The organism is Halomonas sp. MES3-P3E, assembly GCF_002836035.1.
GTDB classification, from domain to species: Bacteria; Pseudomonadota; Gammaproteobacteria; order Pseudomonadales; family Halomonadaceae; genus Vreelandella; species Vreelandella arctica.
This window is the reverse complement of sequence record NZ_PJBT01000003.1, coordinates 67542-89866: the sequence shown is the minus strand read 5'-3', so window position 1 is coordinate 89866 and position 22325 is coordinate 67542. Positions and strand designations below refer to the sequence as shown.

Below are 22325 nucleotides of genomic sequence, written 5' to 3'. Positions count from 1 at the left end.
ATGAATATACAGTATTTTTCAGAGTGAAGGAAAATGCAAATGGGCGGGCAGTACTGAGATTGCTTAACTGAGTTCGCAATGACACCGCTCCATGTCATTGCGAGGAGTGCAACGACGCGGCAATCTCAGCCCGCGGTGGCAGGAAGCCTGAGGTGCTTCGCTGCTTTCTCAAGGGATTAAGAAAGCGAGCAATCATAATGCCAGAAGGGCGTTGGAAGAAGTGAAAGATGCCAACGACTGGAGAGCTAGGCAGCGTGGCTCTTCAGCAAAGGCCAAGCTCCTTGCTTTGACGCGTCAAGGATAACAATTTCAGCAATTGAGCCGTCTTCGGCATAACTGATATGCGTATGCCAGTCTTGAGAAACCTCTTTGGTAATAGGCTTCTCCGATAGATGGAGCACTAAAATATCATCGGCCTCATCATAGGTCGTTCTCATGACATTTCCTCCCATTCAAAATGGTGCATCACCGTCTTTACAATTAGCTGATCTTCCAATACCACTGCAGCACAAACAAGGTTGTCGGTGCGCTGCACGAACGCTTTAGCTATCCATAGTCTAGTTTCATCTTTAAAACGTGTCTTGCCTGTTTCCAGCAGTTCGCTGAGCTGCGCTTCGTTTAAGCCCCGCTGCTGCATACGCTCTCTTGCGTGGCGAGTAATATGCACTTCACGATTAAAGCGTTTGGAATACATGGTAGCCGCTCGTTAGGTTAAGCATCATTACGATAATCGCTCTACCTCCCCATGTCATTACGAGTAGTGCAGCGACGTGGCAATCTCAAGCAGCGGTGGCAGACTAACCCGAGATCGCCGCGCTTCGCTCGCAATGACAAAGAAGAGGCTATTCGGAATGACACCGAAAAGCGTTATTGCCCAATCGGTCAGCCTTTGCTGGCTCGCGCAACATGAAGCACGCTCATGCACGACCTGACGCGGATGCGATGAAAGTAGTGTCAGGCTGCGTTATGATACCGGCCTCGCTTCTTCCATGATGATCCTTTCTCGTTACGAGGTTCCCGCCGATGTTCAGCCGTGATATGTCAATTGCCGGATTCGATGATGTGCTGTTTGATGCCATGCAGAAAGAAGTGGCGCGCCAGGAAGCCCACATCGAACTGATTGCTTCCGAAAACTACGCCAGCCCCCGCGTACTCGAAGCCCAGGGCAGCCAGCTGACCAATAAATACGCCGAAGGTTACCCCGGCAAGCGTTACTACGGCGGTTGTGAATTCGTCGATATCGCTGAAAACCTAGCGATCGATTACGCCAAAGAGCTGTTCGGCGCTACCTACGTCAACGTGCAGCCCCACTCGGGCTCGCAAGCCAACAGCGCTGTTTTCCAGGCATTGGTTAAGCCAGGCGACACCATTTTAGGCATGAGCCTGGATGCTGGCGGTCACCTGACCCACGGCGCCAAGCCGAGCTTTTCGGGCAAGCACTACAATGCCATTCAGTACGGATTGAATGATCAAGAACTGATCGATTACGACCAAGTAGCTCAGCTGGCTCGTGAGCACAAGCCCAAAATGATCATCGCCGGTTTCTCAGCCTATTCACAAATTGTGGATTGGGCCAAGTTCCGCGAAATCGCCGATGAAGTAGGCGCTTACTTACTGGTTGATATGGCCCACGTCTCAGGCTTGGTAGCGGCGGGTGTTTACCCGAGCCCCTTGCCCCATGCGCACGTGGTCACGTCTACCACCCACAAAACGCTGCGCGGCCCGCGTAGTGGTGTGATTCTTTCTGCTGAAAACGACGCCGAAATCGAGAAGAAGCTGCAATCAGCGGTATTCCCCGGCGGCCAAGGCGGCCCCTTGATGCACGTGATCGCCGCCAAGGCAGTCTGCTTCAAAGAAGCCATGGCACCCGAGTTCAAAACCTACCAGCAGCAGGTAGTGAAAAATGCCAAGGCCATGGCCAAGGTATTTATTGATCGCGGTTACGACATCGTTTCCGGTGGTACTGAAGACCACCTGTTCCTGCTTTCGCTGATCAAGCAAGGCGTAACGGGTAAAGATGCCGATGCCGCGTTAGGTCGTGCCCACATCACCGTGAACAAGAACGCCGTACCTAACGACCCGCAAAGCCCGTTTGTTACCTCTGGGCTGCGTATCGGCACTCCGGCGGTGACCACGCGTGGTTTTGGCGAAGAAGAGTGTACCCAGCTAGCTGGCTGGATCTGCGACATTCTCGATGTACTGGCCAAAGGCGAAGACACCAGCGCCATCGAAGCGAAGGTGCTGGATAAAGTGGCTGAAGTTTGTAAGCGTCTGCCGGTTTATAAGTAATCAAACACGGTAGCTCAATACATCCTGATCGCCCAATGGACTGGGCTCCTACCAAAACCGGTGCCTGCACCCAGTTCCTGTAGGAGCTCGACTTGTTGGGCGGTCAGACTATCTAGGAGCATTTGCCTTCGGCGCCTCGATCCTTGCTGGTCGCCGAATAAGTTGCGCTCCTCGGTGTGGTCCTTCACCACGTTCCCATATGGCTGGATGTGTTCTGGTTCTCGAAACTCGCTGTGATAAACTTTAGTTATCCAGCAAGGAGAGCCCATGGTCAGCCATATTCACAACCGCCACGACCACAGCTACAAGTTGCTTTTCTCACACCCCGAGATGGTTAAAGATCTGCTCACCGGGTTCGTGAAAGAAGCCTGGGTAGAGCAGATTGATTTCTCGACGCTGGAAAAAGTAAGCGGCTCCTATATCACTGACGAGCTACGCGACCGCGAGGACGACATTATTTGGCGCGTACGTTGGGGCGATGGTTGGCTTTACGTTTATCTTTTACTGGAATTTCAATCCAGTGAAGACAAGCACATGGCCGTGCGGATAATGAGCTATCTGGGGCTGCTTTATCAAGATCTGATTCGGCAAAAAGCTTTTGCCCCCAGTGGTAAACTACCTCCCGTTTTACCCGTTGTACTCTACAATGGAGAAGAACGATGGACGGCGGCACAAAATGTTGCTGACTTGGTCGAATGGGTGCCGGGTGGGTTAGAGCGTTATCGTCCTAACCTTGAGTATCTGCTGTTGGACGAAGGTGCCATCGTTAACGACCCTGAATGGTCTGACAGGATGCGCAACGTCGCCGCCGCGCTCTTCCGGTTGGAGCACAACCGCGACGAGCAAGACATGCTGGAAGTGCTGGGTAGCCTGGTAGAATGGCTTAAAGCCTCTGAACAGACAGCGCTTCGTCGCGCGTTTGTAGTATGGATACGCCGAGTACTGCTGCCTAACCGAGCGCCCGAAATGGAGTTGCCCGAGTTCAACGACTTACACGAGCTACATGAGGTGCATCACATGTTGGCAGAACGCATTAAGCAATGGCCTGAGCGCTGGGAAGAAAAAGGGCGTCAGGAAGGTCGTCAGGAAGGCCGGCAAGAGGGACAATTAGAAGCCAAACGCTCAACGGCCCGCAATCTATTAGCCCTCGGTGTACTCAGCAAAGAGCAAATTGCTGAAGCCACGGGGTTAACGGTAGAAGACATTGCGCGGTTATGGGAAGAAGCCAAGCACTGACATCGTCAGACGAAGTCTGGTTCCCACAGCACCCGCTCCCTGTACCCAGCCCCTGTAGGAGCCCGACTTGTCGGGCGATCAGGCCGTCTACCAGCATTCATCCTCGGCGCCTCGATCCTTGCTGATCGCCCAATAAATTGAGCTCCTACCGTGCGATCAGGCCATCTACCAGCAATTACCTTCGGTTTCTCGGTGCTCGGTAGCGTAGTACCTATTATCAAGAGAATGTATGCTTATTATTGCTCCGGAGGCCTCTGGTTGTGCCAAACTCAGTCATCAGCAGCCTCAATCGCCAGAGCCAGCATTATCATTAGGTAACAACGCCATGAGAATGAATTCTCACGAAATCCAGATAATCAAAGCATCAGTCAGAGCAGTTTTCGGATCCAGGGCAGAGGTGTCACTGTTTGGTTCAAGAACGGATGATAAGGCGAAAGGCGGTGATATCGACTTGCTGGTGTCAGTTAATAGCGTCGTAGAGCACCCTGCATGGGACATTGCTCAGCTTCAGGCAAAAATCATCAAGCAATTGGGCGACAGGAAAATAGACGTACTTCTGGACGCACCCAATATACCTAAAGCTATGATTCATCAGATTGCCAAGTCGGAAGGAATAGCGCTGTGAGTTTACCGCCAGGAATTCAAGAACGGCTGAGATTTCTAAGCCGTGTAATCGACAAAGAGATTAAGCATTTAGAATATGCAGACAATCAGGTTTTTGATGGACTTCTAACGTATGAAGCTGTTGGTAACCTTGATAAAACACCTGAATTAGCGATGAAAGTAGAAGCATTTGTCAGTCGATTTTGCCGTTTGCAAGATACCCTCGGAGACAGGCTGTTGCCAGCACTGCTAAAAGCGCTAGGTGAACCGGATAGGGCATTGCTTATTAATCTTGAAAAGGCGGAAAAGTACGGATAGCTGGGATCTTCAGAGCAATGGATAGCCCTCAGGCAGCTACGTAACCAGATGCTTCACGAATATATCGAAGACAAGCAGACGCTTTTTGACGCGCTTAGTACAGCTCACATCAACAAGGCAGTGCTTGAACAGTTCGCGGAGATGCTTGGAAAGCAGGTGCGAGAGTTGCTGGAAGAGTAGCACTAAATTTAAATCACACCCTTGCTGGTCGCGCAATGAATTGCGCTCCTACAACCCCGGTGTCTGCACCCAGCCCTTGTAGGTGCTCGATTTATCGAGCGATCAGGCCATCTAGAAGCATTCAGCCTCGGTGCCTCATAGCACCACCTGATTACCCTCGTTCGGCGTTAACCAACGACCGCTTGTAAAAGGTCGCTTTCTAACGCCAAGAGCCAATGAATATGGTCGGGCATTACAACGTATGCCCAGGTTGTTGCATGCTGGCACACGGAAGGTTGGGCAAAAGCCCGGGCCGCCGCGCAGCCAAGCGTAAAATCCAGAAAATAAGGTGACCGGTCAGCCGTCACCACTGTTATTAGCTAATAGTGGCCCGGCAAGCATCGCCTTCCCATCCTCAACGCATAAACCCGTGGCATCACTGCTCCTCTTCGCACGTTATGTTTGAGTCCCTGCACCCCAGCCCCTTGCCGCATGCCCACGTAGTCACCTCCGCCACCCACAAAACCCTGCGCGGCCCGCGTAGTGGTGTAATTCTTTCTGCTGAAAACGACGCCGATATCGAGAAGAAGCTGCAATCAGCGGTATTCCCCGGCGGCCAAGGCGGCCCCTTGATGCACGTGATTGCTGCCAAAGCAGTGTGCTTCAAAGAAGCCATGTCGCCCGAGTTCAAAACCTACCAGCAGCAGGTAGTGAAAAACGCCAAGGCCATGGCCAAGGTGTTTATCGACCGCGGTTACGACATCGTTTCCGGTGGTACTGAAGACCACCTGTTCCTACTCTCGCTGATCAAGCAGGGCGTAACCGGTAAAGATGCAGATGCGGCGCTGGGCCGTGCCCACATCACCGTGAACAAGAACGCCGTGCCTAACGACCCGCAAAGCCCGTTCGTCACCTCCGGCCTGCGCATTGGCACGCCTGCAGTCACCACGCGCGGTTTCGGCGAAGAAGAATGTACCCAGCTCGCTGGCTGGATCTGCGACATTCTAGACGTACTGGCCAAAGGCGAAGACACCAGCGCCATTGAAGCGAAGGTGTTGGATAAAGTAGCTGAGGTTTGCGCGCGCCTACCGGTTTATAAGTAATCAAACACGGTAGCTCGCTCCATCCTGATCGCCCAATGAATTGGGCTCCTACAAAACCCGGTGTCTGCACCCAGCCCCTGTAGGAGCCCGACTTGTCGGGCGATTAGGCCGTCTACCAGCAGCAATTACCTTTGGTGCCTCGATCCATCCTGATCGCCCAATGAATTGGGCTCCTACAAAAACCGGTGCCTGCACCCAGCTCCTGTAGGAGCCCGACTTGTCGGGCGATCAGGCCGTCTACCAGCAATTACCCTCGGCGCCTTGATCATTGCCGATCGCCCAATGAATTGCGCTCCTACAAACCCCGGTGCCTGCACCCAACCAATGTAGGAGCCCGACTTGTCGGGCGATCAGGCCATCTACCAGCAATTATCCTCGGCGCCTTGATCATTGCTGATCGCCCAATGAATTGGGCCCCTAAAACACCTGGTGCCTGCGCCCAGCCCATGTAGGAGCCCGACTTGTCGGGCGATTAGGCCGTCTATAAGCAATTACCTTTGGTGCCTCGCTCCATCCTGATCGCCCAATGAATTGGGCTCCTACAAAAACCGGTGCCTGCACCCAGCCCTGTAGGAGCCCGACTTGTCGGGCGATCAGGTCATCTATCAGTAATTATCTTTTTACAGGCTGGTACTGCGTTGTTAGTAGGGTTAACGTTCGATAAAAGCCGCCGAAAAGATAATCATCTTCGGTGGCTTTGTCGTTTATGGCTTCTGCAAATGCGCAATGGGAACTTCCACCTGCTGGGGGCGGTTTAATAACGTGAGTAGGAGAAGGGCGCGGTCTTGGCCTTTTAGTTCGGTGAGCTGTGCAAGCTGACCTTTGAGCGGTCCTTCGGTGACTTCCACGGCATCGCCAACGTGGAAATACACCTCTTTTGATGCTTCATCCTGAACGCTATTCTGGAGCAATGTTTCCACGATGTAAGTGGGCACGACAGCGGGTTGGTCGCCAAAGGTCACTAGGCGCAATACGCCCCGTGTAGAACGGATCGGCCGCCAGTTACTGGCCATCTGATCAAGCTCAATAAATAAGTAATACGGGAAGAGTGGTTCGGTGAGCCACACCAGCTTGTTGCGCCGTTTACGCTGCACCGCCAACACTGGGTGAAAAACATGATAGCCCTGGTTTTCCAGCTGGGCCGCCGCTCGGAAAGACTCGCCTCCCTTACATTGGATAAGGTACCATTGCGCGCACTCTGCGCTGGCTTGGCTATCGTAAAGGCCCATGTCGTTCCTTGCGGTAGAATGAGTTAACCCATGAGGTTGTCAGTACGCATTGTAACAAAATCGCAGTGACCGAATGCAGCAGACGATGCACTAAAAAACGCCGCCGGCACGCCAAAGGCTAAATAAGACTAGGGCAAGGAAAATGTCCGGAACCATCCCTGGGCGGTGGCGTGCCTGAACGATTTTTAAGACGAAAAATTCTGGAAGTCGCGGCTGCTTTTGCCCAGATTGTGGTCACGCTAGCCGATAAGCCCTAGCCAGCCGCGGCACGTTAATGCCCGGCCAAGCGCTGTAAGGGCTTTCTAACATCATCACTCAATTGTTGAAGTATTTATAATCGTTTTTTTCTTTTTTAACTAGCAATGAACGCATAAGTAACTACAAAATCAGTAGAAGGAAATTATGATGCCAATGACATTCCTCGTCACCGGCGGTGCCGGATTCATAGGTTCAGCCGTCGTGCGTGAACTGATTGCCAATAGCGACCATCGCGTCCTCAATGTCGATAATTTGACCTACACCGGAAACCTGGAAACATTGGCCGATAGCTGAAGGCCCACGCTATGCGTACACAGCCTCAATGACCAAGAGCTGATCGACTACGACCAAGTGGCTCAGCTTGCTCGTGAGCACAAGCCTAAAATGATCATTGCCGGTTTCTCTGCTTACTCACAAATCGTCGATTGGGCCAAGTTCCGCGAGATCGCCGATGAAGTGGGCGCTTACTTACTGGTTGATATGGCGCATGTCTCGGGTCTGGTCGCGGCGGGTGTTTACCCAAGCCCCTTGCCCCATGCGCACGTGGTCACGTCCACCACCCATAAAACGCTGCGTGGCCCGCATAGTGGTGTAATTCTCTCGGCAGAAAACGACGCCGATATCGAGAAGAAGCTGCAATCAGCGGTATTCCCCGGTGGCCAGGGCGGCCTCTTGATGCACGTGATCGCGGCCAAGGCAGTGTGCTTCAAAGAAGCCATGTCGCCCGAGTTCAAAACCTACCAGCAACAGGTAGTGAAAAACGCCAAGGCCATGGCCAAGGTGTTTATCGACCGCGGTTACGACATTGTTTCCGGTGGCACTGAAGACCACCTGTTCCTGCTCTCGCTGATCAAGCAGGGCGTAACCGGTAAAGATGCCGATGCGGCGCTTGGCCGTGCCCACATCACCGTGAACAAGAACGCCGTGCCAAACGACCCGCAAAGCCCGTTCGTCACCTCCGGCCTGCGCATCGGAACCCCAGCGGTAACCACGCGCGGTTTCGGTGAAGAAGAGTGTACCCAGCTCGCTGGCTGGATCTGCGACATTCTGGACGTACTGGCCAAAGGCGAAGACACCAGCGCCATCGAAGCGAAGGCGCTGGATAAAGTGGCTGAAGTCTGTGCACGGCTACTGGTCTATAAGTAATCAAACACGGTAGCTCGCTCCATCCTGATCGCCCAATGAATTGGGCTCCTACAAAACCCTCTGCTAATGAAAACCACAAAGAATGGGTACTTGAAAAGGAGATCTGTTGATTACCCCATTGGTACTGGTTTCTCATAATAAACAACTAGCTTTAAGTATGGGGCTTCCCACTACCGTGGGGCGGTGTGGCTCTACCCCATATAGGGGCACTTCTGTTATGCTGCGGCATTCTTTTTCTGCGCTTGACGCCTCTTCGATTCAACGGTGAACCCTTCATGGCAAAGCAACAGGAAGCAACGGATTTGCAACGGGCATTGAAAGCCTGCAAAGGTTCGTTCTTATCGGTGGGCTTTTTCAGTATGTTCGTCAACTTACTGATGCTTGTTCCCCCCTTATACATGCTCCAAGTTTATGATCGGGTGCTCTCCACCCAGAGTGTTGACACCCTGGTAATGCTTACCCTGGTGGTGGTGTTCCTCTTTATGATTATGGGGGGCTTAGAGCTTGTGCGTTCACGCATTCTAGTGCGTGTTGGTAACAAGCTAGATACCACCATTAACGAACGCCTGTATGGCGCCATGTTCCGCCGTAGTTTAGTAGCGCAGGGCGGCCAAAGCGCTCAACCTCTGAGCGATTTGACCAGCCTGCGCCAGTTCCTAACTGGAAACGGCCTGTTTGCCTTTTTTGATGCGCCCTGGGTGCCCGTTTACCTCGGCGTACTGTTCATCTTCCACCCCTGGTTAGGCGTGTTTGCCACCTGTGCGGGCATTATTTTGCTAGGGCTGGCCATCGCCAATGAGAAAGCGACTAAAAAGCTGCTCGCCGAAGCCAACAGCGAACACATCCAAGCGCAAAACCTAGCCAACTCCAATTTACGCAACGCCGAAGTGCTGCATGCAATGGGCATGCTACCGGGCATTATGGGGCGCTGGTCCAAGCGTCATCACGAATTCCTATCGAAACAGTCCCAGGCCAGCGACCGAGCGGGCGCCTTAACCAACACCTCAAAAGTGCTTAGGTTACTATTCCAATCCTTGATCTTGGGCTTGGGTGCGTTTCTAGTGCTTCAGGGCGAAATGACCCCTGGCATGATGATTGCCGGTTCCATTCTAATGGGCCGTGCACTGGCACCTATCGACCAAATGATTGGTGGCTGGAAAGGCTTTGTCAGCGCACGCGGTGCGTACGAGCGCTTAAATGAACTGCTGACGCAAATCCCCGGTGAAGAGCGCAAAATGTCGTTGCCTGCACCGCAAGGTGTCGTTGCGCTGGAAGGTGTAGCCGCCGCACCACCTGGGTCGCGTATGGCGACCATTCGCGGCATTAATTTCAGCGTACCGAAAGGCGAACACGTGGGCATTATAGGGCCTAGCGCCGCGGGTAAATCCACGCTGGCGCGGGTTCTGCTGGGCATTTGGCCCTCGCAAGTCGGCGATGTACGCCTGGATGGCGGGGTGATTACCCAGTACAACCGTGACGAAATTGGCCCCTATATAGGTTACCTGCCCCAAGACATTGAGCTGTTTGACGGCACCATCAGTGAAAACATTGCCCGTTTTGGCAACATAGACCCGCAAAAAGTGGTCGACGCCGCCAAGAAAGCCGGCGTGCATGAAATGATTCTGGAACTGTCCAACGGTTACGACACGGTCATTTCTTCCAATAGCGGCGCGCTTTCCGGTGGTCAGCGTCAGCGGGTAGGGCTGGCACGAGCGTTATATGGCAACCCGGTGCTTGTGGTATTGGATGAACCCAACGCCAACCTGGACGATGCCGGTGAACGAGCGTTAGCCATGTCGATCGCCCAGTTGAAGGCCGAAGGCGCCACCCTGTTTGTGATCAGCCACCGTACCAGCGTGTTGAAGAATATGGACAAGCTGCTGGTGATGAAAGAAGGGCAAGTCAGCATGTTTGGGCCGCGCGACCAAGTACTCGCCCAGTTTGCCAAAAAGCCGCGTGAGCAAGTTAGTCAGCAAAGCGCTGCCCGTCTCTCAGCCATTTCCGGTGGCCGTGGTAGCGAGGAGAAGTCATGAGCGACGAAAAGAACAGCAACCTTCCAGCATCAGAGATCGACGTAACCCCCAAAGGGCCGATGACGATTGACGGGGAGGCCAGTGAAAAGCTGCCCACCAGCGACAAAGGCTATCGCAAACTGGGGTACGCAATTCTGATTGTCGCGCTGGGCGGTTTTGTTTTATGGTCCGCCACGGCCTCACTCGCTATTGCCGTGGTCGCGCCGGGTAGCGTCTCGATCGAGTCCTTCAAGCGCACCGTGCAACACTTGGAAGGCGGTATCGTTGAGCAGCTGCTGGTGGAAGATGGCGACAAAGTAGAAGCCGGTGACACGCTGGTCGTGCTAAGTGATACCCAGGCTGGCTCGCAGCTTGCCATTGCCCGCTCACAATATTTGATAAACCGCGCCATGGAAGCCCGCCTGCTCGCCGAGCAAGAGGGCGCGGAAATGATGGAAATTCCTGAAGATATTCAAGACACCGATAACCCGCGTGTTCAGCAAGTCATCGCCGTTCAGCAAAGCCTGTTCGCCGCGCGTCGTCAATCGCTTAAAAGCACCTTAGAAGCGCTGGACGAGCAAAGTGTACAGATGCGTGAACAGATCGAAGGGCTGAAAGAGCGTATCAGTGTCAATACGCGCCGCGTTAGCTCATTACGTTCAGAAGCTGAAGACTTCCGCTCGCTCTATCGTGAAGGCTTGGGCGATAACCAACGCCTACGCGAGCTAGAGCGGCAAGTGCTTCAGTACGAAGGCGACAATGCTGAATTCCGCGCCAATATTGCCCAACTGCGCTCGCAAATTAGCGAAAATCGCATGGAGCGCGAAATCCAGCAGCAAGAGTTCCAGAAAGAAGTCGGCGAACAGCTACGCGACGCCCAGGCGCAAATTGCCGAAGCAGAAGAGCAGATTATTTCGCTGCAAGATCAGGTAGAGCGCGCCGTGGTCACCGCCCCAGTCTCAGGCACCGTGGTAGGTCGCCAAGTGCATACGGTAGGGGCCGTTATTCGGGCGGGTGATACTATTATGGATGTTGTCCCCTCTGATGAAGGCTTTGTGGTAGAAGCGCGCATCCCCACGCGAGACATCGACAATATCCATATCGGCCAGTTTGCTGAAATTCGCTTCAGCGCCTTCAATCAACGCCTGACCGATGTGATTGATGGCGAAGTCATTCACGTTAGCGCGGACAGCTTTGAAGACGAAGCCACGGGGGAGCAGTATTACCGTGCGCGGGTACGTGTCACCGAAGAAGGCTACACGCAAATGAATGAACAGATGCAGCTACTCTCTGGTATGCCCGCAGAGGTAATGCTACGCACGGGTGAACGCACCTTTGCTAGCTACATCGCCAAGCCCATCACCGATATGCTGGCGCGCGCTCTACGAGAGGATTAATGACTAGGATGTTGCTAATTAAAACTGCCAAAATTGCCCCCCTCGCGCTGGCTATTAGCCTGCTGTCACCGCTGTTATATGCACAGAACGTCTTTGCACAACAGGACACGCCAGCAGGTAATGCGGCGATGGAAGAATTAGCGGGATTGGAGCAATCCGCGAATGCGCCCGCAGAGTTACCCTCGCTGCCCGCCTTGTTTGGGCGGGCGCTTGAGCATGATGCGGATCTCACGCGCCAACGCTATGAGCTGGAGGCCACGCGGGAAGAAATCCCCATGGCGCGCTCGCAGCTGTTGCCGCAAGTAAGCGCCACTGGTGGCTACCTCTGGCAAGACTCCACCAATATTCAAACCTCACCCGACGACTTTGGCCTTGACCAACCAGCGCAACGCCCCGGTGAGATTGAAGAAAACTACTGGCAAGTGCAGCTGCAGCAGCCTCTGTTCAGTTTAGAGCGCTGGCGCGGCATGGATGTTGCCGATGCCCAGGTAAATGCCGCCGAGCTTCAACTGGCCGTGGTAGAGCGCGACTTGGCGCTGCAGGTGAGTGAAGCCTACGTGCAAGCCTATTTAGCCTCTCAGCGCCTCGGACTGCTGGAATCCCAGCAAGAGTCGCTGGAGCTACAGGTGCGTCAGGCTCAGCGAGCTTTTGATCTTGGCGTGGGCGATCGCATCAACCTGCTGGAAGCCCAGTCACGTTTGGATCAAGCGATTTCAGACGCCGTGCAAGCGGAAAACGAGCTTGATAACGCCATGAGCACGCTAGAGCGCTTAACCGGCACACTGCCCGAGTTTCGTGGCTTAGCGATTGGCGAACTTTCGGAAGTAACGCTAACAAGCGAATGGGGCGAACAAGAGGACTGGTTATCCCGTACAGGACAAAACCTGGATGTTTTGTTAGCGCGCCAAGAGCAGCGTATTACAGAAGCGGATGCCAGCACCCGCCGGGCGGGCTACTACCCAGAAGTAAATCTAAACCTGAGCTATTCAGACCGCACCAGTGATGATGAACTGCGCGAAAGCGAAGATTACCGCGCCGGTGTCGAAGTGAGCGTGCCTATTTACCGTGGCGGTTATACCACCGCCAATGTCAGGCAGGGCGAAAAAAGCATCAACGCCAGTCAGGCGGCCTTTGATAATCAGCTCAATCTCGCCGGGCAAGAAGTACGTCAGCGGCTACGCTCATTAAATGGCCATGTGCGCCGTATTGAAGCGCTCAAGCAGGCCATTGCCTCAAGCCAACTGTTCCTGCAAGCCGCCGAGCGTGGCGAACAGCTAGGGCTACGCGATTTAGTAGACGTGCTGGACGCCCGCGCCAGCCTTTATGATCAGCGTATTCAATATGTGGATACGATTGGCGAATATGCACTGGATAGCTTGGCATTACAGTCAGCGGTCGGTGATTTAGGTAGCCAAGATTTAAATGATGTGATGGCACTGCTTGCTTCGCTTACTGACCTCGCCTCAGCGAGTTAAAGGCACTATTACAGCATGTCCTCATTAAAGGCTGCGCAAAGTAACGAATGGCTGCGTCGGATTATGCGTTGTTTCGACACAGCGATCGCCATGGGAGTCTCCTCCCTGGTGCTATTGCTAATGCCTCACATTACCTTCAGCAACGAATATTACCTTTTTTTGATGGTAATTGGCGGGTTACTGCTTCCCGCCGTGGGGGAATTCCTGGGCCTGTACCAGCCCTGGCGTGGCAGAAGCCTCTACAGCATGTTAGGTGCGTATTGGTTAAGCTGGCTGGCCACCATCGTACTGCTCAGCTTACTGTTAGTGGCAACGCAAAACACATCCAATTTTTCAAGACTATGGATGGGGTCGGCATCGCTAGCGGTATTAATGACTGGCAGCGTCATGCGGGCCATGCTGTACCTCTATTTACGGCACTTGCGCTCTAAGGGTAAAAACCGCAAGCGTATTGTCATCATTGGGCGGGAAGAGAACCTCAGTCGTTTAACAGAGCACCTGAATGACATGTCGTATGCCGGGTATTCGTTGCAAAGCGCCCACAACGACGATGATTCCGACTACTTTCACCGCATATTGCACAAGCTAGCGCAAGAGAGTGCTTTTGAAAGAGATTTTGATGAAATCTGGCTCACCTACCCATTAAGCGACGGCGATAAAGTGCGCTTGGTCTCCGCCAGTTTGATTAACATTCCCGTCAGTGTGCGTTATTTCCCCGATCTTTCTGATATTCGCCTGCTGAATCACCGCATGGCACAGGTGGTTGGGCTATATTCGCTAGAGCTTAATTATAGCCCTTTAGACAGCAGTCCATTAAGGCTTATTAAAAATCTGGAAGACCGCTTGCTAGGCGGGTTGTTATTTATTGTTTTTCTGCCGGTGATGTTATTAATTGCTGGGTTAGTCAAATGGAAGATGGGCGGGCCGGTACTTTTTAAGCAACATCGGCATGGTATTGATGGTAAATGTTTTCGGATCTATAAGTTTAGAAGCATGAGCGTTCATAAAGCCAACAGGACCCAGCAAGCCTCCCAAAACGACCCACGTATTACACCGCTCGGCGCTTTTTTACGCCGCACAAGCTTGGATGAACTGCCACAGCTCTATAACGTGCTGCAAGGAAGAATGTCGTTGGTTGGGCCACGCCCTCACGCTCTGGATCACAACAAGTACTACCAGGGCGTGATTCAAAACTACATGCAGCGACACCGAGTAAAGCCTGGCATGACCGGTTGGGCGCAGGTAAATGGCTACCGTGGTAACACCGATACACTAGAGCAAATGCAAAAGCGGGTAGAGTTTGATCTATACTACATTGACAATTGGTCACTGGGCTTTGATTTAAAGATATTAGCAATGACGTTAACTCGTGGATTTATTAATCAAAAACCTTAGGCGTAGAAGGTGTGGCTGTATATAACTTAGTCCTCATGTTTGGTGGTGTTGTTAAATTACCATGGATGGGTTTTTAATTTGATATTCAACTGTGTTTGTTGAGTTTAATTTTTAGGTGACTGTTATTAATCAGTATATTTTAACTCTCTCAGTAGTGTTGAGCGGTTTGGCGATCGTGGTAAATGGCCGGTATGCCAATAGTAAAATTCCCCTAGCTACTTCTTTAAGTATATTTTTACTGGTTGTCTTTTTATGCGCTTTTTACGCTGTTGCGAACTACTTTACGGGAAATGGTATCGATGAATCCGTCCTGTATCACCTACAGGTGGGTGTAGAAGGCGCTGGCGTTGCAGCCTACAAGTGGCTAGCGGTTGTGGTAATAATAGTGCTGGCTGTTGCGCTAGCATTAGCAGCCGTTGCGTTCACCAAAATTACTCGGCGCAAGCGGCGGCATAGTGTCCCAGCGCTAGTGCTGGCTGCTGCGCTGCTAAGCGGCTCGGTGGCAGTAAACCCAGCAACTCACGACCTCTATTCCCTATGGCAAATAGTAGCGCAAGGGCAGCGTCAATCAACGTTGCCTGAATCACACTGGAAGCCTGTAAGCAAAATGCCTGAAGCACCATTGAACGTTGTTGTACTTTACCTGGAGAGCCTAGAGCGTACATATTTAAATAACGACGAGTTTCCAGGCCTTACTCCTAACCTGAATCACTGGGAGAAAGAAGGCGCCTACTTTACTGATATACAACAAGTAACAGGATCCGGCTGGACTATCGGAGGGATGGTGGCCAGCTAATGTGGTATCCCCCTGATGACACCGGGGCATGGAAACGCCATGTCGGGAATGCCCGACTTTTTACCGTTAGCGGACTGTCTCGGGGACTACTTGAATGACCAAGGTTACCGCCTAGATTTCATGGGGGGGGCAGATCTTGATTTTGCCGGGAAAGGAAAATTTTATCAAACCCACGGATTTGCCAACGTAGATGGCGTGAATGAACTAGCCTCAACGCTCAACCAGCCTCCCATGTCGGATTGGGGCATATATGATGACATGCTGCTTGAAAGTTTCCGTCAACGGTTGGAAATACTGACGAATCAGCAGGCTCCCTTTGGCCTATTTGGCCTGACACTGGATACCCATCACCCTTCAGGGCATATCCCACCAGCCTGTGAAAACATCGAATATGCTGATGGCGAAGACCCGATGCTCAATGCCGTCCACTGTGCTGACCGCCTAGTGGGGCAGTTTATTGAAGCGTTTATGGAAAGCTCTGTTGCGCAGGACACCGTATTGGTCGTCATGTCAGATCACCTGGCTATGCGTAATACCGTGTGGGAACGCCTTGAAACACAAGAACGCCGTAACTTGTTGATGATGTTCTCACCGCACTTGCAGCCCGGAGAAGTCAATAAGCCAGGTTCTACATTGGACCTAGCTCCCACGCTACTAACGGCCATGGGGTATGAAACACAAGGGTGGGGGTTCGGGCGTAACCTTTTCAGCGACACACCGACGCTGGTAGAAAGCGAAGCCGAGATCAACGACTTTTTGAATCGGCAACGTGGCGCCCTTTCCGCACTGTGGAGCTTTCCACAGATGAGTAGTGGTATTCGATTTAACCCCCCATTGTCTTCTATGCAAATGGAAGGGCAGCAATACCCAATGCCAGCTTTACTACGGCTGGATGCAGATGCCAATGTTGAAAGCTTTACCCCGTCCTCATCCGAACAGAGTGACCTGCTCGAACAAATGGCAACGCTGACCCCCGATGAAAATTTTGTATGGAGTGATCAATGTCGTCATATTGATGGCCTTTTCGGAACGGATTTGTCGGCTAATGACGCAGACGACTCACTTTGCCTAGCGGTGGGGCGGCTCGAAGGCGAGGTACATACACAGCAGCTAGGCAGCAAAGAAATCGACGTGACCCATGATGATATCATTAACCACTTAGACGCGAGTGAAGACACGGTCACGCCTGGCGAGCGGCAGCAACGAGAACGCAAGCTAGAGCGCTTTAATACCACTGGTAGTTGGTATGAAAAGCGCATTGTCTGGCCAGGCTGGGATAGCTTGGAAACCCTAACTATACGCTCCGCAGGGTTTGGGGCAGGGCAGACGCACATAACCCAAGGCCAAAGTGACCAGCAAATGCATGCTGATGTGGCTCCTCAGTTCCACCGTGGAGTCTCGCTGGTGGGCGTCAATCCGGAGCGTGAACCAGCCCTGATCAAACATGTTGATACATGCCAAAAACCCATTCCTGACACTGGCTTTGCCGAGCAAATCGCATCGTTACAGGAGGCATATTCAGCATTCGCGGTTATTGTCCACGACACCGCATTTTGTCAAAGCCGCGAAGCGTTTGACGCTTTGCTAAAAGGCACACCATTTTCAGAATGGCATCAACTGGGTTTCCGAGAGCCTTATATCGGGCTTATGACAGCAGACGGCACGACGCACGAAATAAAAGGCAGGGCCTCTGGTGCCGCCAGCATAACCCTCCGCCGTTCAGAGAGAAAAGAGTGAGCCAGTCGCGGTCACAGCGTCCAATAGCGATGGTGCATTGAAAGCCGGCGTTTAAGCCTCAGGGGTAGACGGTGCTCAATCCTTCCTAAACGGTAACCTACATATTTCAACAAGGTACGCAGAGCGGCTTCGGGCATAGAAAAGGGCGATAGCCGCCACAGGTAGCGCATCTCCGAACCCACAAAACGTACTCCTTCGCCTTCGGGGTTGCCCAGGTTCGCAAGCAGCCACGCCTCGCGGGCGTGTAGTACACCAATATCAAAATAGCGTTTGGTTTCCTCCAGCAGCGTATAATTATGAGAATGATATACGCAGGCATCAGCCTGATAAGCCAGTGCCCGCCCCGCATTTAATAGCCGTGCACCGGCAATCATGTCCTCACTTAAGATAGTGCCATGAGGAAAGCCGCCGACATCAATGAGCGCCTGCCGACGGTAAGCAGCAAAAGAATTGGACAAAAACGCCGCCTTGATGCCAAGAGAAGCGATATCCCCCGCATCCACCAAGCGCGAGTCAGGCGGGTAATTGAATAGCCGCGCATGAGCAGCAATAGGTGTGGCATCAACATGGGGAAGTTGGCGGCCAAAGGCTGCACCAACCCGTGGGTTATCAAACGCCTGCACTAGCGTTGCCAGCGCTTGATGATCCGCAGGTATAGCATCCTGAGTGAGAAATACCACCACATCGCTAGTGGCCAAATGCCTAAGCGCCATATCGCGGGTAGCGCCATGGTTAAACGTGTGTCTGGGGATCACCAAGGTTTCGGCACCCGCTTGTTTGGCCAGGGCCACCGTTTCGTCTTCCGAAGAGGAATCCACTACCAGAAGGGTAGCCTCTGGCAAGCAGGCCGTGACAATGGCAAGCCACCGAGCAAAATCTGCGCCAGGGTTAAGTGTAGGTACACAAACCGCCACAGAAACACTAAGTACAGAAGTTGAAGGCAAAGTTAACCCCAGGAAGCAGCGAAAAGCACCTAAATCCCGAATTTTAGCATGTTGGGCTAAAGGGTGTCTTATGGCATTATAGCCCGCTGGTTACGCTAGCCGCCTCAGCGCTCAACCGCCGCATTGCTAAAGGCAACCCGATTGAAATAGCCTAAAAGCAGGCTACACGAAGGTATCAATGGAAAAAAAGCACTTTCCTGAAAACGCCGTCGAGGGAACGACGACAGTTAATAAACGTACGCATAAAATTCGGCGAAAAGCGTACACATTACTGACACTCCTAAAAAGTGGTGACTGGCAAGGTATTGCCGAGCGCCTAAATCGCTATGCCACGCGTTTAGGCTTTGGCAAACGGGCTCGCCGCCAACGGCAGGTAGATGCCTGCGAACCTGGTATCGATATTATCTGCACCCGCCATACCCGTTTTGTGGCGCTGCGCATGCGTCTATCATTGGAAACGCTAGGCATAGCACCCATACGCATTTTTGATACTCAGCCTGCGCACTACGCCCCCAGATTACATATTGTGATATGTCCCCAAATGTTGTCACAGCTCCCCTCAAGCTATATTGCCATGCAGATGGAGCAGTCGGTCAGTTCACGCTGGTTTGATAAGGCCTACATTGACCAGCTGGAAAATGCCGTGGCCATCATGGACTATTCACTGCATAACATCGCCTATCTGCAGGACACGGCAGGGCTATCTCATCGACAGATTTTTTATACACCTATCTCCAATTTGCCTAATCATTACCTCCACTCTACCGGCCAACCCGATAAGAGTGACGAGGTGTCCAGCGCCTCCTCAGCACCCACCTACGACATCGCCTTCTACGGCGATGCCAATACGCCACGGCGACAAGAGTTTCTTAAAGCACTAGAGCAACACTACTCTGTGCTTCGAATAAGTGAAGTGTTTGGCGAAGCGCTATACGCCCAGCTAGCGCGTGCACGCTTAATCATCAATATCCATTATTACGAAGGCGCACTGCTTGAGACCACCCGGCTTTATGAATGTCTCTCGCTCGGCCATAGCATCGTCTCGGAAAGCAGTGTCGATATTGACGAACACTCCCTGCTCAAGCCATACATCACCTTCACACCGATTGGCGATATTGATGCCATGGTAGCAGCGGTTGGAGAACGCTTAGCGCAGGAAAAGGCAGCGCTACCCCCGGCGCTACCGAATGACATTGCCCACTTCCACTTTTATTTTGCGCGAATGCTGGTGGCCAACAATCTGCTTAATGCCCAGGCGCTAGACGCCATTCAATCACCACTACCCGCATCGCATTTATACCAGGGCGTCGGTTTATCATTACCCGAAACTCATCAGCGCCGCACAGCGTTTCAGGAGAGCTACCCCGGTTACCCGGTGTTCCCCGGCTTGCGCCACCAACAGGGCTGGCGCGGGTGCGCACTCAGCTACCGGTATTTAGCACGCCAGGCCAGGGCCTGTGGGTTTAAGTCAATGGAGATACGCGAAGACGATGCCGGTTTGGAAGGTGGCGCGTATGAACGTTGGCAAAAAGCCAATCGATTGTTTGACGCGCGTCCCGATCTCGATATCTTGTGCGGGCTGGTAGCCGATGTAGCAAAAGATGTCAGCGTGCTGGAAACCCTGGAACACGAAGGTGAGCGCTATATCGTGATCGACCGTATGACCAGTATGGTATGCAACCGCTACGGCACCAGAGCGATCCAAGCGCTGGCCGAATGGCCCTTCGCCGATACCAATGTAGAAAGCAATACCATTGACCGCTACCTGGAAGGCCTAAGTTTGAACGTACTGGTACCGCTCCCGTTTATTGCCCAGCATCGCGCGGAAAGCCGCTCGACCCTGTGGCAGTTTCAAAACACCACCTACGACGCCATGATTGAAGCAAGCGAACAACGCCTGATAACGCTAAGCCAGCAGGCACAAGAAAGCCGTGAGGGCCAGTGATGTCTACTCATAAACCAACGGTATCGCCGCTAGCTATCGCGCGGGATATCTACCAGCATCGCTATCTGCTAAAAACCATGATTTGGCGAGAAATAAACGGACGGTACCGTAGCTCACTGCTGGGCGTTCTATGGTCGTTCATCACCCCTTTATTGATGCTCGCCATCTACACTTTCGTGTTTACGGTCGTTTTTCAAGCCCGGTGGAACATCGAAGCTGAGCACGGGCAAGCCACCTTTGCCCTGGTACTGTTTGTCGGCCTCATTATTCACGGGCTAATTGCCGAAGTGCTAGGCCGAAGCCCAGGCTTAATGTATGAACACGGCAACTACGTCAAGCGTGTCGTCTTCCCACTGCAAGTGTTACCACTAGTGCCGTGCTGTTCTGCGCTGTTTCACTTCTTCATCAGCGTAGGCATGCTACTACTCGTCATCCTGCTACTAGGCCACCCGTTGCACGCCACGCTATTATGGCTGCCAGTCGTGATTGCGCCTCTGGTGCCCATGCTGGCAGGGCTTGCTTGGCTACTCTCTGCGATGGGCGTTTATGTCCGCGACATCGGCCATATTTCCGGGCTACTCGTCACCGTGCTCCTCTTTGTATCACCCATATTTTTCCCGGCCGACGCGCTTGGTGAAACGTTCCAACGCTTCATGTACCTCAACCCACTGACCATTATCATCGAACAAGCCCGAGCCGTACTGCTTTGGGGGCAAACGCCGGATGCCCTCGCACTGATCGGCTACAGCGTTGTCTCGTGCAGTGTTGCCTGGCTAGGCTACACGGTATTTCAAAAAGCGCGGGGAGGTTTTGCCGATGTTCTCTGAGCAAAGTGCCAATAGCACCCAATCCCCACAAACTCCAGACACTGGAAACATTGCGATACGGGTAATCGGAGCCACCAAGCGCTACCGCCTTTACCCCTCCAGTAAAGCGCGATTGAAAGAGTGGTTGTGGCGGCCGCTCAAGCGGCGTCTGGGACGCCCTGCGCCCCCCTATTACCGCTCCTTTACAGCGCTTGAAGAGATCAACTTCGAACTGCCCAAAGGGCACACGATGGGCGTGATTGGGCGCAACGGCTCGGGCAAGTCCACCTTGCTACAGCTCATATGTGGCACGCTGAAACCCAGCGCAGGGCGGATCGAAGTCAATGGCCGCATTGCTGCACTACTAGAGCTAGGAGCCGGATTTAATCCCGAGTTTACCGGCCGCGAAAATATCTACATCTATGCCGCAGTCATGGGGCTAAGCCGCGAACAAGCGAGCGAGCGTTTCGACGACATTGCCACCTTCGCCGATATCGGCGACTTTATCGAACAGCCGGTCAAAGCCTACTCCAGCGGCATGCTGGTGCGCTTGGCCTTTGCCGTCATTGCCCACGTTGACGCCGATATCCTCATTATCGATGAAGCCTTGGCCGTGGGGGATGCCTTCTTCGTACAGAAATGCATGCGCTTTTTACGCCGTTTCATGCAAACCGGCACCGTACTGTTTGTCAGCCACGACAGCGCAGCAGTCACCAACCTTTGTGACCGCGCCATCTGGCTGGAACAAGGGCAATTGCGTATGCAAGGCAGCGCCAAAGAGCTGACCGAGCACTACCTTGCCGCACGGTATGCCACCAACGACCCACAAGCAGAGGCAGAAGAAAGCGCCATGCCTGAGCAACAGGCACCTGACGCGACGGAAAAGCTAACCAATATGCCTTCGCACCTGGACTATTATGACCCCCGCAAGGCGGTGATAAATGCCAGCCCATGGCGGAACGACCTGGAAGTTTTTGCCTTCGACGAAACGCAGGAAAGCTTCGGGCAGGGCGGTGGTAGCATCACCCAGGCCGTGCTGCGCGATGCCCAGGGCAGAGCGTTACGGTGGGTAATTGGCGGCGAACCGGTGTCGCTGCGCGTGGAGTGCCACGCTAATCGTCCCATGCAAGGCCCGATAGTCGGGTTTCTGCTCAAGGACCGGCTAGGCCAAACCCTCTTTGGCGACAACACGTTCCTCACGCGCCACGACCTAACCCTTAACGCCGGGCAGGCCTTTACTGCTGAATTCAACTTTGTGATGCCAACGCTCCCCCGCGGGCAATACAGCATTGCCCTGGCACTTGCCGAGGGTACCCAGCAAGATCACGTCCAGCATCAATGGATACACGATGCACTGCTGATTGAATCCCACTCCAGCTCCGAGTCCACCGGTCTGGTGGGCATACCCATGCACTACATAGCGCTGCAAGGTGCGGATGAACACAGCAATGCAGAACCCACCCCAAAATGAGAACGC

18 protein-coding genes and 2 pseudogenes are annotated in these 22325 nt (G+C 53.1%); 16 read left to right on the top strand and 4 right to left on the bottom strand.

The window, feature by feature from the left end; genetic code table 11:
* Positions 1–245: 245 nt before the first annotated feature.
* The gene (locus CXF87_RS01395) at positions 246–437 is read right to left on the bottom strand and encodes a DUF2283 domain-containing protein (RefSeq protein ID WP_101145183.1); all 192 of its coding nucleotides are present in this window, start codon (positions 435–437) and stop codon (positions 246–248) included.
* Entirely contained in the window at positions 434–694 is a 261-nt protein-coding gene (locus tag CXF87_RS01390; RefSeq protein WP_101145182.1) for a DUF4258 domain-containing protein, read from the bottom strand. Before CXF87_RS01390 ends, CXF87_RS01395 begins: the two co-directional genes overlap by 4 nt.
* A gap of 329 nt (positions 695–1023) precedes the next feature.
* On the opposite strand from CXF87_RS01390, the gene glyA (CXF87_RS01385) reads away from it, so the two are divergent.
* The 5 genes and pseudogenes from glyA (CXF87_RS01385) to glyA (CXF87_RS01360) form a co-directional block, all read left to right on the top strand.
* Positions 1024–2289: a serine hydroxymethyltransferase gene (gene glyA, locus CXF87_RS01385; RefSeq protein WP_101145181.1), complete on the top strand. Its 1266-nt coding sequence runs from the start codon at positions 1024–1026 to the stop codon at positions 2287–2289.
* 267 nt (positions 2290–2556) lie between these two features.
* Complete coding sequence (locus CXF87_RS01375) at positions 2557–3525, top strand: Rpn family recombination-promoting nuclease/putative transposase (protein WP_198555976.1); 969 nt, start codon at positions 2557–2559, stop codon at positions 3523–3525.
* Positions 3526–3754: 229 nt separating this feature from the next.
* Complete coding sequence (locus CXF87_RS01370) at positions 3755–4150, top strand: nucleotidyltransferase family protein (RefSeq protein ID WP_198555975.1); 396 nt, start codon at positions 3755–3757, stop codon at positions 4148–4150.
* Positions 4147–4446 (top strand): hypothetical protein, encoded by a 300-nt coding sequence (locus CXF87_RS21710; protein WP_198555974.1) that lies wholly within the window; start codon positions 4147–4149, stop codon positions 4444–4446. Before CXF87_RS01370 ends, CXF87_RS21710 begins: the two co-directional genes overlap by 4 nt.
* 632 nt (positions 4447–5078) lie before the next feature.
* Positions 5079–5708, top strand: a pseudogene (glyA, locus tag CXF87_RS01360) (serine hydroxymethyltransferase); the annotation flags it as partial.
* 704 nt (positions 5709–6412) lie between these two features.
* On the opposite strand, the gene rfaH reads toward glyA (CXF87_RS01360), so the two are convergent.
* Positions 6413–6937 (bottom strand): transcription/translation regulatory transformer protein RfaH, encoded by a 525-nt coding sequence (gene rfaH / locus CXF87_RS01355; RefSeq protein WP_101145179.1) that lies wholly within the window; start codon positions 6935–6937, stop codon positions 6413–6415.
* Positions 6938–7339: 402 nt separating this feature from the next.
* Here rfaH and CXF87_RS01350 point away from each other — a divergent pair, with 402 nt between their 5' ends.
* The 8 genes and pseudogenes from CXF87_RS01350 (at position 7340) to CXF87_RS01315 (ending at position 17153) form a co-directional block, all read left to right on the top strand.
* Entirely contained in the window at positions 7340–7489 is a 150-nt protein-coding gene (locus tag CXF87_RS01350) for an NAD-dependent epimerase/dehydratase family protein (RefSeq protein WP_442906333.1), read from the top strand.
* Positions 7490–7507: 18 nt separating this feature from the next.
* Positions 7508–8341 (top strand): annotated as a pseudogene (gene glyA / locus CXF87_RS01345) (serine hydroxymethyltransferase); the annotation flags it as partial.
* A 275-nt stretch (positions 8342–8616) separates the two neighbouring features.
* Positions 8617–10374: a type I secretion system permease/ATPase gene (locus CXF87_RS01340; RefSeq protein WP_101145178.1), complete on the top strand. Its 1758-nt coding sequence runs from the start codon at positions 8617–8619 to the stop codon at positions 10372–10374.
* Positions 10371–11750 carry an HlyD family type I secretion periplasmic adaptor subunit gene (locus tag CXF87_RS01335; RefSeq protein ID WP_101145177.1) on the top strand — a complete coding sequence of 460 codons (1380 nt, stop codon included), beginning with the start codon at positions 10371–10373 and terminating at the stop codon, positions 11748–11750. The genes CXF87_RS01340 and CXF87_RS01335 overlap by 4 nt, the downstream gene beginning before the upstream one ends.
* An 8-nt stretch (positions 11751–11758) precedes the next feature.
* Complete coding sequence (locus CXF87_RS01330; RefSeq protein WP_101145176.1) at positions 11759–13225, top strand: TolC family outer membrane protein; 1467 nt, start codon at positions 11759–11761, stop codon at positions 13223–13225.
* A gap of 15 nt (positions 13226–13240) precedes the next feature.
* A complete protein-coding gene (locus CXF87_RS01325) occupies positions 13241–14620 on the top strand; it encodes an undecaprenyl-phosphate glucose phosphotransferase (protein ID WP_332870612.1) in 1380 nt (459 codons plus the stop codon).
* Between the two features lie 115 nt (positions 14621–14735).
* Positions 14736–15416, top strand: a complete 681-nt coding sequence (locus tag CXF87_RS01320) for a hypothetical protein (RefSeq protein ID WP_101145175.1) — start codon at positions 14736–14738, stop codon at positions 15414–15416.
* Between the two features lie 39 nt (positions 15417–15455).
* Positions 15456–17153, top strand: coding sequence for a sulfatase-like hydrolase/transferase (locus CXF87_RS01315; RefSeq protein ID WP_157826452.1), 1698 nt, complete (start codon positions 15456–15458; stop codon positions 17151–17153).
* A gap of 11 nt (positions 17154–17164) precedes the next feature.
* Here the strand turns inward: CXF87_RS01315 and CXF87_RS01310 are convergent, their stop codons facing one another.
* Positions 17165–18097, bottom strand: coding sequence for a glycosyltransferase (locus CXF87_RS01310; protein ID WP_101145173.1), 933 nt, complete (start codon positions 18095–18097; stop codon positions 17165–17167).
* Between the two features lie 178 nt (positions 18098–18275).
* Between CXF87_RS01310 and CXF87_RS01305 the strand changes: the two genes are divergently transcribed.
* Genes CXF87_RS01305 through CXF87_RS01295 form a run of 3 tightly spaced genes read left to right on the top strand, consistent with a single transcriptional unit; the run spans position 18276 to position 22319 of the window.
* A complete protein-coding gene (locus tag CXF87_RS01305; protein WP_101145172.1) occupies positions 18276–20042 on the top strand; it encodes a hypothetical protein in 1767 nt (588 codons plus the stop codon).
* Positions 20042–20869 carry an ABC transporter permease gene (locus tag CXF87_RS01300; protein ID WP_101145171.1) on the top strand — a complete coding sequence of 276 codons (828 nt, stop codon included), beginning with the start codon at positions 20042–20044 and terminating at the stop codon, positions 20867–20869. The genes CXF87_RS01305 and CXF87_RS01300 overlap by 1 nt, the downstream gene beginning before the upstream one ends.
* Positions 20859–22319, top strand: coding sequence for an ABC transporter ATP-binding protein (locus tag CXF87_RS01295; protein ID WP_101145170.1), 1461 nt, complete (start codon positions 20859–20861; stop codon positions 22317–22319). The genes CXF87_RS01300 and CXF87_RS01295 overlap by 11 nt, the downstream gene beginning before the upstream one ends.
* Positions 22320–22325: the final 6 nt, after the last annotated feature.